The sequence below is a fragment of the Pseudomonas sp. NCHU5216 genome (assembly GCF_052156495.1).
GTDB lineage: Bacteria > Pseudomonadota > Gammaproteobacteria > Pseudomonadales > Pseudomonadaceae > Aquipseudomonas.
In genome coordinates, this window is record NZ_JBQLIX010000050.1 from 23097 (window position 1) to 37466 (window position 14370).

The following is a 14370-nucleotide window of genomic DNA, read 5'->3' on the forward strand; positions in this document are numbered from 1 at the left end:
CAGCCGAGCTTGGCGGCATTGGCCGCCGCCGTGGGTGAAAGCACCGACCTCGAGGTGCCGGACAACCTGATTCCCGCCGGTTGCACCCGGATTACCCCGCAGTTGCTGCCCCTGGTGACACTGCAGCAGGCCGAGATCGATCACATCACCGCGCAGATTCCGGGCGGTGCGGCGAACATCCAGGACATCTACCCGCTGGCACCGCTGCAGGAGGGCATTCTCTATCATCACCTGAGCGCCAAAGCGGGCGACCCCTATGTGTTGCAAGCCACCTTCCGCTTCGACGATCACACCCGGCTGGAAGCCTTTGTTCAAGCGCTGCAGGCGGTGATCGACCGCCACGACATTCTGCGCACCAGCGTGCATTGGCAAGGCCTGGCCATCCCTGTGCAGGTGGTCTGGCGCCAGGCGCCGCTGGCCACGGAAATCGTTGAGCTGGATCAGCCCGACGGCGACCCGGTCGCCGCATTGCGGGCACGTTACAGCACTGAGCAGCAGTACCTGGATCTGACGCTGGCGCCGCTGATGCACCTGGCCTGTGCCAAAGCCGGGGTCAACGCTGCAGGCCGCCAGGGCTGGGTCGCGCTGTTGCGCTTCCACCACCTGGCGCTGGATCACACCGCCCTGGCGGAGGTGAGCAACGAAATGCAGGCGCTGCTGCAAGGCCTTGGCGACAGCCTGAATACGCCGATGCCGTACCGCAATTACGTGGCCCAGGCCCGCCGGGGCATCAGCGACGAAGCCCACGAAGCGTTCTTCCGAGCGCAGCTGGGGGACGTCGACGAACCGACCTTGCCCTACGGCCTGGTGCAGAGCGACAACCAGGAACCGAGCGAACATCGCCAGGCATTGCTGCCAAGCTTGAGCCAACGCCTGCGCCGCGAGGCACGGCGCCTCGGTGTGAGCGCGGCGAGCCTGCATCACCTGGCCTGGGCCCGTGTACTGGGCGCCGCCAGCGGCCGTGATGACGTGGTGTTCGGCACCGTACTGCTGGGCCGCCTCAATGGTGGGCAGGGCAGTGACCGGGCCCTGGGCATGTTCATCAACACCCTGCCGCTGCGCATCAACTTGGCCGACATGCCACTGCCTGCGGCATTGAAGACCACCCACGCCAACCTCAGCGAACTGCTGATCCACGAGCATGCACCACTGGCCCTGGCCCAGCGCTGCAGCTGCGTGGCCGCCCCGGCACCGCTGTTCAGCGCACTGCTCAACTACCGGCACAGCACCGACCACCTGGCATTGGCGTCGGCCTGGCACGGCATCGAGGTGATGCAAGCGCACGAGCGCACGCACTACCCGTTGACCCTGTCGGTGGATGACCGGGGCGAGTCTTTCGAGCTGACCGTACAGGTCGAGCCGTGCATCGACGCGCACAGCGTCCTGAAACAGATGCTGACGGTACTGGAAGCGCTGGTCGAAGCGTTGGAGCAGGGTACCCAGGTGCCTCTGCGTGCGCTGCCGGTGCTGCCGGCCGAGCAACGGCACCTGCTGTTCGAGCAGTTCAATGCCACGGCCATGAGCTACCCCGAGCAGCAGACCTTGCAGGGTCTGTTCGAGGAACAGACAGCCCGCACACCGATTGCATCGGCAGTGGCGCATGGCGACATCGTCCTGAGTTACGCCGAACTCAACAATCGCGCTAATGCCCTGGCCCAGCATCTGATCGCCCAGGGCGTGGTGCCGGATGTGCGGGTGGGTATCTGCCTGCAACGCAGCCCCTCGATGCTGGTGGCCATGCTCGCCGTACTCAAGGCCGGCGGTGCCTATGTGCCGCTGGACCCGAATTACCCGGCTGAACGTATTGCCTACATGCTGGAGGACAGCGAGCCGGCGGCGGTGATTGGCCAGGACGTCACCCTGGCGTTGCTTGGCGAACGGTCGGTGGTAAATCTCGATGGCTTCGATTGGGCAGCAGGTAAAGGTATGGGCAACCCGGTGGTGCCGAGTCTGACCTCGTCCAACCTGGCCTACCTGATCTACACCTCCGGCTCCACTGGCTTGCCGAAAGGCGTGATGATCGAGCACCGCAATGCGGTGAACTTCCTGACCTGGGCACAGCAGGCCTTCGAGCCTGAAGTGCTGGAGAACACGCTGTTCTCTACTTCACTGAACTTTGACCTGGCGGTCTACGAGTGCTTTGCGCCGTTGACCACTGGCGGCTGCGTGCATGTGGTCGAGAATGCCCTGGCGGCACGCGAGGCGAATGTCAGCCTGATCAATACCGTACCGTCGGCCTTGAAGGCGCTGCTGGAATCCGGCGGCCTGAACGAAGGCGTGCATACCGTCAACGTCGCCGGTGAAGCCTTGAAGGGTTCGCTGGTGGAGAAACTCTTCGCCGAAACCTCGGTGCAGCGGCTGTGCAACCTCTATGGCCCGTCGGAAACCACCACCTATTCCAGTTGGGTGGCGATGGATCGCGCCGACGGCTTCGTGCCGCATATCGGCAAACCGGTGGGCAATACCCAGTTCTACCTGCTCGACGAACATCGTCAGCCGGTGCCTTTGGGCGTGTCCGGCGAGCTGTATATCGGTGGTGCCGGTGTCGCTCGCGGTTATCTGAACCGCGACGATCTCACCGCCGAACGCTTCATCACGCACGCCGAGTTCGGCCGGCTTTACCGCACTGGCGACCTGGCGCGCTGGCTGGCGGACGGCAATCTGGAATACCTGGGCCGCAACGACGACCAGGTGAAGATCCGCGGCTTCCGCATTGAACTGGGCGAAATCGAAGCGCGCCTGGCAGGTTGCGAGGGCGTTCAGGACGCGGTGGTCATGGCTCGTGAAGACGTGCCGGGCGATCTGCGCCTGGTGGCGTACTACACCAGTGCCGAGCAACTGGATATCCAGAACCTGCGTGAACATCTGCAAGGTCAGTTGCCGGAGTACATGATCCCGGCGGCCTATGTCTATCTGGACGCGCTGCCACTCACGCCCAACGGCAAGCTGGATCGCAAGGCGCTGCCGGTGCCGGGTGCCGATGCAGTGATCAGCCGCGGCTACGAGGCCCCACAGAGCGACACCGAACGCACCCTGGCCAGGATCTGGCAGACCCTGCTGGGCGTGGAGCAGGTGGGTCGTCACGACAACTTCTTCGAGCTGGGTGGTCACTCGCTGCTAGCGGTAAGCCTGGTCGAGCGCATGCGTGAGCAAGGCCTGAGCGCCGACGTGCGCGTGCTGTTCAGCCAGCCAACGCTGGCAGCGCTGGCCGCCGCCTTGGGCGGCAACCACGACGTGCTAGTGCCGGACAACCTGATTCCCGCAGGCTGCACGCAGATCACCCCGAATCTGCTGCCGCTGGTCAGCCTGCAACAGGCCGAGATCGACCGCATCGTGACCGAAATTCCGGGCGGCGTGGCGAATATCCAGGACATCTACCCGCTGGCGCCGCTGCAGGAAGGCATCCTGTATCACCACCTGAGTGCTGAGCGGGATGACCCCTATGCGCGTCAGGCGGCCTTTGAATTCGACAGCCATGAGCGCCTGAGCGCATTCGCCCAGGCTCTGCAACAGGTCATTGATCGCCACGACATGCTGCGCAGCAGCGTGCACTGGCAAGGACTGGCCACTCCTGTGCAAGTGGTGTGGCGCCAGGCAAGGTTGCAACTGCAAGCCGTGGACACTGACGAACAAGGTCAGATCCACTGCTCTGCTGCCACCTTCGACCTCGGCCAGGCCCCGCAACTGCGCCTGCTGTGCGCACCACTGGGTAGCGGCCCGCGCTGGCAGGCCCTGCTGCAGTTCCATCATCTGGCGCTGGATCACACCGCGCTGAAAACCATCACCCAGGAAATCCAGGCCCTGCTGCAAGGTCAGGGCGACAGCCTGGGGGTGCCGGTGCCGTACCGCAATTACGTGGTTCAGGCACGTCTGGGCGTCAGCGACGCAGCGCATGAGGCGTTCTTCCGGGCCCAGCTGGGCAGCGTCGACGAACCGACCCTGCCGTATGGCCTGGCGCACAACGACGGGCAGAACCTGAGCGAGTATCGCCTGGCCCTGAGCCCGGCGCTGAGCCAGCGCCTGCGTACCCAGGCACGGCGCCTGGGCGTGAGCGCGGCGAGCCTGCACCACCTGGCCTGGGCGAGGGTGCTGGGCGCGGCGAGCGGGCGCGATGACGTGGTGTTCGGCACCGTATTGCTCGGCCGCCTGAGCGGCGGGCAGGGCAGTGACCGGGCGCTGGGCATGTTCATCAACACCCTGCCGCTGCGTGTGGATGTCGGCGCCATGACCCTGGCCGAGGCCGTGAAGCGTACCCACGCCAACCTCAGCGAACTGCTGGCCCATGAGCACGCCCCGCTGGCTCTGGCCCAGCGTTGCAGTGGCGTGGCCGCTCCGACCCCGCTGTTCACCGCGCTGCTCAACTACCGGCATAGCAGCGACGCCGCACAGGCGGGCACTCATCCGATCTGGGAAGGCATCGAAGCCGTGGCGGCGCAAGAGCGCACCCATTATCCGCTGACCCTGTCGGTGGACGACCTTGGCGACACCTTCGCCCTTAGCGTGCTGGCCGCACCGGGTGTGGCCGCCGAACGGGTCGCCGAACACATGCGCAACGCGCTGCAGGGCCTGGCCCAGGGGCTGGAGCACAACCTGAAGACCCCGCTGTGCAAGGTTCCAGTGCTGGCGGCGGATGAGCGCGCGCAGGTACTGGGTTTCAACCCGGCAGCCAGCGACTACCCGCGCGAGCAGACCCTGCACAGCCTGTTCGCCGCCCAGGCCCAGTCCACTCCGGATGCCCTGGCGGTGATCGACGGCGAGGCTCAGCTAAGTTATGCCGAGCTCAACAGCCGTGCCAACCAGCTAGCTCATCACCTGGTCGCTCAAGGCGTTGTTCCAGGCAGTAAGGTCGCCTTGCTGCTGCCGCGCTCGGCGGATCTGCTGATTGCACAACTGGCGGTGCTCAAGTGCGCGGCGGCCTATGTGCCGCTGGACGTGCATGCGCCGGTGGAGCGCCAGTTGTTCATGCTGGAAGACTGCGACGCGGTCTGCGTGCTGGGCTATGCCCGCGAGGCACTGCCGCAGGCACGCCAGTGGCTGGCCGTCGATACGCTGAACCTCAGCGCTCAACCTGCGCATGACCCCGGCCTTGAACTGGCCGCCGATACCCCGGCCTACGTGATGTACACCTCCGGTTCCACTGGTCAGCCGAAAGGCGTGGTGGTGCCGCATCGTGCCGTTGCCCGTCTGGTGCTGAACAACGGCTATGCCGAGTTCAACGCCCAGGATCGCGTGGCCTTTGCCGCCAACCCGGCGTTCGATGCCAGCACCCTGGAAGTCTGGGCGCCGCTGCTCAATGGCGGCGCGGTGGTGGTGGTCGAGCAGAATGTGTTGCTGGACCGTAGCCGCTTTACCGCGCTACTTACCGAGCAGGCGGTCACTGTTCTGTGGCTGACCGCTGGCTTGTTCCATCAATACGCCGCCAGCCTCTACGGTGCCTTCAGCCGCCTGCGTTATCTGATCGTTGGCGGCGACGTACTGGATCCGGCAGTGATCGCCGGCGTGCTTCAGCATGGCGCACCGCAGCATTTGCTAAACGGCTACGGCCCGACCGAAGCCACGACGTTCTCCAGCACCTACGAGATCCGCGAAGCCGGGCAGGGCAGCGTGCCCATCGGCCGACCGTTGGCCAATACCCAGCTCTATGTGCTCGATGCCCAGCAACAGCTTGCGCCGCTGGGCGTGGCCGGTGAGCTGTATATCGGCGGTGACGGCCTGGCCGTGGGCTACCTGAACCAGCCGGAGCTGACTGCCGAGCGCTTCATTCAGCACGCCGAACTTGGGCGTCTGTATCGCACCGGCGACCTGGTGCGCTGGTTGGCGGACGGCAATCTGGAATACCTGGGACGGAATGACAGCCAGGTCAAGCTGCGCGGTTTCCGTATCGAACTGGGTGAGATCGAAGCTTCCCTGGCCCGATACAGCGGTATCGAAGCCAGCGCCGTGCTGCTGCGCGAAGACACGCCGGGCGACAAACGCCTGGTGGCCTACCTCACCGCCACGCAAGCCGTGGCCATCGAGGCGCTGCGCGATCATCTGCAAGGTGAGCTGCCGGAGTACATGGTGCCGAGCGCCTATGTGCAATTGGACAGCCTGCCGCTGACCGCCAATGGCAAGCTGGATCGCAAGGCCCTGCCAGCGCCCGATACCAGCGCACTGCTGAGCCGCGCCTATGAAGCGCCACAAACCGACACCGAACGTACCCTGGCCACGATCTGGCAGACCCTGCTGGGTGTGGAGCAGGTGGGGCGACATGACAATTTCTTCGAGCTGGGCGGCCACTCGCTGCTGGCGGTAAGCCTGGTCGAGCGCATGCGTGAGCAGGGCCTGAGCGCCGACGTGCGTGTGCTGTTCAGCCAGCCCAGTTTGGCGGCTCTGGCCGCCGCCGTAGGGGAAAGCAACGACATCGAGGTGCCGGACAACCTGATTCCACAGGGCTGCACCCGGATCACCCCGGAACTGTTGCCGCTGGTGGAGCTGCAACAAAGCGAAATCGACCGCATCGTCGCGGCAATTCCGGGCGGGGCGGCGAATATCCAGGATATCTACCCGCTGGCGCCATTGCAGGAGGGCATCCTCTATCACCACCTCAGTGCCGAGGCGGGCGACCCCTACGTTTTGCAGGCGACCTTCCGCTTTGCCGATCAGTCGCGGCTGGAGGCCTTTGCCCAGGCGCTGCAGGCGGTCATCGACCGCCACGACATTCTACGCACCAGTGTGCACTGGCAAGGGCTGGCGCAGCCACTGCAAGTGGTCTGGCGGCAGGCGCCGCTGGCACGCGACACCCTTGAGTTCGATGTAGCCGACGGCGATCTTCTCGCCGCCCTGCAGGCCCGCTACAGCAACGAGCGCCAGCGTCTTGACCTGGCCCGTGCACCGCTGCTGCATCTGGCGTGCAGCCCGGTTCCCGGCACCCAGGGCTGGGTCGCGCTGCTGCGTTTCCACCATCTGGTGCTCGACCATACCGCCCTTGAAGTGGTGAACCAGGAAATGCAGGCCGTGCTGCTGGGCCAGCGCCACACCCTGGGCGCCCCGGTGCCGTACCGCAACTACGTGGCCCAGGCGCGCCTGGGCGTCAGCGACGCAGCGCATGAAGCGTTCTTCCGTGCCCAGTTGGGCAGTGTCGAGGAGCCGACCTTGGCCTATGGCCTGGCGCACCACGACGGCCAGGATCTGAGCGAGTATCGCCTGGCCCTGAGCCCGGCGCTGAGCCAGCGCCTGCGCAGCCAGGCACGGCGCCTGGGCGTGAGTGCGGCGAGCCTGCACCACCTGGCCTGGGCCCGGGTGCTGGGCGCGGCGAGCGGGCGCGATGACGTGGTGTTTGGCACGGTGCTGTTCGGCCGCCTGAGTGGCGGGCAGGGCAGTGACCGGGCGCTGGGCATGTTTATCAACACCCTGCCGCTGCGTGTGGAAGTCGGCGCCATGACCCTGGCCGAGGCCGTGAAGCGCACCCACGCCAACCTCAGCGAACTGCTGGCCCATGAGCACGCGCCGCTGGCTCTGGCTCAGCGTTGCAGTGGCGTGGCCGCCCCGGCCCCGCTGTTCAGCGCGCTGCTCAACTACCGGCATAGCAGCGACGCCGAGCAGGCGGGCGCGCACCCGGCCTGGCAGGGCATCGAAGCCCTGGCAGCGCAAGAGCGCACCCATTACCCGCTGACCCTGTCGGTGGACGACCTTGGCGACACCTTCGCCCTCAGCGTGCTGGCCGCGCCGGGTGTGGCCGCCGAACGGGTAGCCGAACACATGCACAACACGCTGCTGGGCCTGGCCCAGGCGCTGGAGCATGATCTGGAAAACCCGCTCTGCGCCTTGCCGGTGCTGGCGGACGCCGAGCGTGAGCAGGTGCTGGGCTTCAACCCGGCAGCCAGCGACTATCCGCGTGAGCAGACCCTGCACAGCCTGTTCGCAGCCCAGGCCCAGTCCACTCCGGATGCCCTGGCGGTGATCGACGGCGAGGTTCAGCTGAGCTATGCCGAACTCGACAGCCGTGCCAACCAGCTAGCCCATCACCTGATCGACCAAGGCGTAACGCCAGGCTCGAAGGTCGCCTTGCTGCTGCCGCGCTCGGCGGATCTGCTGATGGCACAACTGGCGGTGCTCAAGTGCGCAGCGGCCTATGTGCCGCTGGACGTGCATGCTCCAGTGGAGCGCCAAGCCTTTATGCTCGACGACTGCCAGGCGGTGTGCCTGATCAGCCTTAGCCACGAGCCGGGTGCCCACGACCTGCCGCGTCTGGATCTGGATCGCCTCGATTTGAGCGGCGAAGCCACACACGACCCGGTTCTTGAACAGGCCGCCGATACCTCGGCCTACGTGATGTACACCTCCGGTTCCACCGGTCAGCCAAAAGGCGTGGTGGTGCCGCATCGTGCGGTGGCGCGCCTGGTACTGAACAACGGCTATGCCGAATTTAACGCCCAGGATCGCGTGGCCTTTGCCGCCAACCCGGCGTTCGATGCCAGCACCCTGGAAGTCTGGGCGCCGCTGCTCAATGGCGGCGCGGTGGTGGTGGTCGAGCAGAATATCCTGCTGGATCGCGCGCGCTTTGCTGCACTGCTCGATGAGCAGGCAGTCAGCGTGCTGTGGCTCACCGCTGGCTTGTTCCATCAATACGCCGCCAGCCTGTACGGCGCCTTCAGCCGCCTGCGTTATCTGATCGTTGGCGGCGATGTGCTGGATCCGGCAGTGATTGCTGGCGTACTTGAAAACGGCGCGCCACAGCATTTGCTCAATGGCTATGGCCCGACCGAGGCCACGACTTTCTCCAGCACCTACGAGATCCGCGAAGCCGGGCAGGGCAGCGTGCCCATCGGTCGCCCGTTGGCCAATACCCAGCTCTATGTGCTCGATGCCCAGCAGCAACTGGCGCCGCTGGGCGTGGCCGGTGAGCTGTATATCGGCGGCGATGGCCTGGCCGTGGGCTATCTCAACCAGCCGGAGCTGACTGCCGAGCGCTTTATCCAGCACGCCGAACTGGGGCGTCTGTATCGCACCGGCGACCTGGTGCGCTGGCTCGTGGACGGCAATCTGGAATACCTGGGACGTAACGACAGCCAGGTCAAGCTGCGCGGTTTCCGTATCGAAATCGGTGAAATCGAAACACGTCTGGCGCAATTCCCCGACATCCAGGCCAGTGCCGTGTTGCTGCGTGAAGACACGCCGGGCGACAAACGCCTGGTGGCCTACTTCTCCGCCGCGCAAGCCGTGGCCATCGAGGCGCTGCGCGATCATTTGCAAGGCGAGCTGCCGGAATACATGGTGCCGAGCGCCTATGTGCAGTTGGACAGCCTGCCTCTGACCGCCAACGGCAAGCTGGACCGTAAAGCGCTGCCAGTACCTGGCGCCGATGCGGTCATCAGCCGCACATACGAAGCGCCACAAACCGACACCGAACGTACCCTGGCCACGATCTGGCAGACCCTGCTGGGCGTGGAGCAGGTGGGGCGACACGACAACTTCTTCGAGCTGGGCGGCCACTCGCTGCTGGCGGTGAGCCTGGTCGAGCGCATGCGCGAACAGGGCCTGAGCGCCGATGTGCGTGTGCTGTTCAGCCAGCCGAGTTTGGCGGCTCTGGCCGCTGCCGTAGGGGAAAACACCGATATCAAGGTGCCGGAGAACCTGATTCCACAGGACTGCACCCGGATCACCCCGGAGCTGCTGCCGCTAGTCGAGCTGCAACAGGCCGAGATCGACCGCATCGTCGCGGCAATTCCGGGCGGGGCAGCGAATATCCAGGACATCTACCCGCTGGCGCCGCTGCAGGAAGGCATCCTCTACCACCACCTGCGGGCTGAGCAGGGCGACCCCTATGTGCTGCAATCGCAGTACGCCTTCGCCAGCCAGGCTCATCTGCAGGCCTTTATCCAGGCCCTGCAGCAGGTGGTCACGCGTCACGACATCCTGCGCACCAGTGTGCATTGGCATGCGCTGAACAATCCGGTGCAAGTGGTCTGCCGCGAAGCCCGGCTACTACCGGAGTGGCTGACGCTGGATGCCGCTGCGGGTGATATCGCTGCCCAGCTGAGCCAGCGCTTCGACGCCGCTCACTACCGCCTGGATCTGACCCGCGCGCCGCTGCTGCACCTGGCCTGCGCCGAAGATGCCGGCAAAGGGCGTTGGGTATTGAACCTGCTGTTCCATCACCTGGTGCTGGATCACACCGCCCTGGCGGTGGTGCAGGCAGAGATGCAGGCCCTGCTGCTGGGGCAGGGCGACAGCCTGGCCGCCGCGGCGCCGTACCGCAACTACGTGGCCCAGGCACGCCTGGGTGTCAGCGCCGAAGCCCACGAAGCCTTCTTCCGCGAGCAACTGGCGGATGTGAGCGAACCGACCCTGCCATTCGGCGAGCACGACGTGCAGGGCGACGGCCAGGGCATCGAGGAGGCCAAGCGCTTGCTGCCCGAGGCACTGAGCGCGGCCCTGCGTGCCCAGGCACGGCAATGGGGCGTCAGCGCCGCCAGCCTGCTGCACCTGGCCTGGGGCCGCGTGCTGGGTGTCACCAGCGGGCGCAGCGACGTGGTGTTCGGCACCGTGTTGCTGGGCCGTCTGCAAGCGGGCGTCGGCGCCGAGCGGGCACTCGGCATGTTCATCAACACGCTGCCGCTGCGCCTGAACCTCGAAGGTCTCAGCGTGGCTCAGGGGGTACGCACTGCGCACACCCAGCTCACCGAACTGCTGGCTCACGAGCATGCCTCGCTGGCCCTGGCCCAGCGTTGCAGCGGTATCCAGGGTCAGGCGCCGCTGTTCAGCGCCTTGCTCAACTACCGCCACAGCGCGGCGGACGACAGCCAGCAAAGCACCCAGGCCTGGGATGGCATGCAGGCCCTGAATGGCCGCGAGCGCACCAACTATCCGTTGACCCTGAACGTCGACGACCTCGGCGAAGGCTTCGAAATCACCGCCCTGGCTACCGCCAGCATCGGCGCACAGCGGGTCTGCGATTACCTGCAGAGCGTGCTTGAAGCCTTGGTCACTGCGCTGCAGCACGCTCCCGACAGCGCCCTTGAGCAGGTGAGTCTACTGCGAGGCGCCGAGCGTCAGCGTCTGCTGGCCCTGGGCGGCGACACCCAGGCGTGCGCCGATACCCCGGCAGTACACCTTCAGTTCGAGGCCCAGGCGCTGGCCCGGCCGCAGGCCATTGCGCTGCGCTACGAGGCGCAAAGCCTGACGTACGGCGAACTCAATGCTCGCGCCAACCAGGTCGCTCATCATCTGCTGGCCCAGGGCATCGGTGCCGATGACCGTGTAGCCCTGTGCCTGGCGCGCGGCCCACAACTGATCGTCGGCCTGCTCGGCGTTCTGAAAGCCGGTGCCGGCTACGTGCCGCTGGATCCGGATTACCCGGCTGAACGCCTGGCCTACCAGTTGCAGGACTGCGCGCCGAAAGCCGTGCTGGTGCAGGGCGCTACCGCGGGGCTGCTGAATACCTCAGCACTGCTGATCGATATGGATTCGCTGGGCGAGCAACCGTTGAGTAACCCAGAGGTTCAAGTCGCTGCGTCGAACCTGGCCTATGTGATCTATACCTCCGGCTCCACCGGTCTGCCGAAAGGGGTGCAGGTGGAGCACGGCAACGTCAGCCGCCTGTTCAGCGCCACCCAGGCGCAGTTCAACTTCGGCACCAGCGACGTATGGACCCTGTTCCACTCCGTGGCTTTCGACTTCTCGGTCTGGGAAATATGGGGTGCCCTGGCCCACGGTGGCGAACTGGTCATCGTGCCCTATGCCATCAGCCGCTCGCCGCAGGATTTCTACGAACTGCTCTGCGAGCGTGGCGTCACGGTGCTTAACCAGACACCCAGTGCCTTCCGTTCGCTGATCGCCGCGCAAGCCAGCAATGAACAGCCCAGCAGTGAACGGTCGCACTCGCTGCGCCAGGTGATCTTCGGTGGTGAGGCGCTGGATACCGCGCTGCTCAAGCCCTGGTACGCGCAAGTGCGCAATGCCGGTACGCAACTGGTGAACATGTACGGCATCACCGAAACCACGGTGCACGTCACTTACCGCGCCCTGACGCCAGCCGATGCCCAGGCCGGAGTGAGCCCGATCGGCCAGGCCCTGGCCGACCTGAGCATCTACGTGCTGGATGGCAACCGCGAGCCGCTGCCGGAAGGGGTGATCGGCGAGCTGTACGTCGGCGGTGCCGGCGTCGCACGCGGTTATTTGAACCGCCCTGAGCTGAACGCCGAACGCTTCATTCAGCACCCAACCTTGGGCCGCCTGTATCGCACTGGCGACCTGGCGCGCTGGTCGCTGGACGGCGAGCTGCAGTACTTGGGCCGTAACGACGACCAGGTGAAGATCCGTGGCTTCCGTATCGAACTGGGCGAAATCGAAGCGCAGCTACAGACCTGCGCTGGGGTGAGCGAAGCGGTAGTGATCGCCCGCGAGGATGTGCCTGGCGACAAACGCCTGGTGGCCTATGTGATGGGCGAGGGCGACCTGGACGCGGCCAGCCTGCGCAGCCAGTTGCAAACGCGTCTGGCTGAGCATTTGCTGCCCGCTGCCTACGTGGTGATGCAACAGTGGCCATTGACCGCCAACGGCAAACTGGATCGCAAAGCGCTGCCAGCGCCGGATGCTTCGGCATTGGCCAGCCGTGCCTATGAAGCGCCGCAGACCGACACCGAACGCGCCCTGGCGCAACTGTGGGCCGAGCTGCTGCAACTGGAGCAGGTGGGTCGCCATGATCACTTCTTCGAGCTGGGCGGCCACTCGCTGCTGGCGGTGAAACTGATCGAACGCATGCGTCAACAGGGTCTGAGCGCCGATGTGCGCGTACTGTTCAATCAGCCGACTCTGGCGGCCCTGGCGGCTGCGGTGGGCGCAGAGCAGACGCCGCAAGTCGAGGTGCCGCCTAACCTGATCCCGGCAGACTGCACGCAGATCACTCCCGAACTGCTGCCGCTGATCGAGCTGGATCAGGCGAGCATCGACCAGATCACCCGGGGCGTGCCGGGTGGGGCTGCCAACGTGCAGGACATCTACCCGCTGGCGCCGCTGCAGGAAGGCATCCTTTATCACCACCTGATCGCCGAGCAGGGTGACCCCTACCTGCAATACGCGTTGCTGGCCTTCGACAGCCGCACACGCCTGCAGCAGTTTGCCGATGCCCTGCAACAGGTGATCGACCACCACGACATCCTACGTACCGCGGTGCAGTGGGAAAACCTGGCTCAGCCGGTGCAAGTGGTGTGGCGTCAGGCGCCGCTGCCGGTGGAGCTGGTGACCTTGCCCGACGCTGCAGGCAGCGTGGCCGAGCGGCTGTGCGCCGCGCTGGATCCGCGCCAGCATCGCCTGGACCTGCGTCAGGCACCGCTGATGCATATCGGTTATGCCGAAGATGCCGAAAACGGCCGCTGGCTGGGCGTGCTGCGTTTCCATCATCTGGTCGACGATGCCACCTCGCTGAGCCGCATGGGCGATGACATCCAGGCCCTGCTGGCCGGCCAGGGCCGCCAGGCGCTGCCGACTCAGGTGCCGTACCGCAACTACGTGGCCCAGGCGCGCCTGGGGGTCAGCAACGCAGAGCACGAGGCGTTCTTCCGCGAGCAACTGGGCGACATCAGCGAGCCGACCCTGCCGTTCGGCCTGCGCGATGTACAAGGCGACGGCAGCGATATAGAAGAAGTCCGCCAGCCAGTCGCGGCACACCTGGCCGAGGCCCTGCGCCAGCAGGCCCGCCGCCTGGGTGTCAGCCTGGCCAGCCTGTACCACCTGGCCTGGGCGCAGGTGCTGGGCGCGCTTACCGGGCAGGCCGAGGTGGTGTTCGGTACGGTGCTCAGTGGCCGCCTGCAGGCCGGCGAAGGGTCCGACCGGGCCCTGGGCATGTTCATCAACACCTTGCCGCTGCGTGTCAGCCTGGCGGGTCACACGGTACAGCAGGGCGTTGCCGCGACTCACGCACGCCTCAACGCCTTGCTGGCCCACGAGCATGCCTCGCTGGTGCTGGCCCAGCGCTGCAGCGGCGTGGCCGGCAACGTGCCGCTGTTCAGTGCCTTGATCAACTACCGTCACACGGATGGCAGCGCTGGCGAAACCGCCGGTTGGGAAGGCATCAGCCTGCTCGAAGGCCAGGAACGCACCAACTACCCGCTGACCCTGTCGGTGGACGATGGCGGCAGCCAGTTCGCCTTTTCGGTCATGGCTCCGGCAGAAGTGGGCGCGGCACGCCTGTGCGGCTATGTCGAGCAGGCCCTGCGCGGCCTGGCCGAAGCGCTGGACGCAGCGCCAAGTCCGGCACTGAGCCAGCTGGGCATCGTGCCGGCAGCCGAGCGTCAGCGCCTGCTCTACGAATTCAACGCCACCGCCGCCGACTACCCGCGCCAGGCCACCCTGCAGGATCTGTTCGAGGCCCAGGTGCAGCGCACGCCG

1 protein-coding gene (cut by a window edge) is annotated in these 14370 nt (G+C 65.9%); it reads left to right on the top strand.

Annotation, left to right across the window (positions count from 1 at the left end; all coding sequences use genetic code 11):
* Window positions 1-14370: part of a non-ribosomal peptide synthase/polyketide synthase coding region (locus ACSVIK_RS23380; protein ID WP_442446541.1), annotated on the top strand (this coding region is incomplete at its 3' end). 12735 nt of the annotated region lie to the left of the window's left edge; the window shows 14370 of its 27105 annotated nt.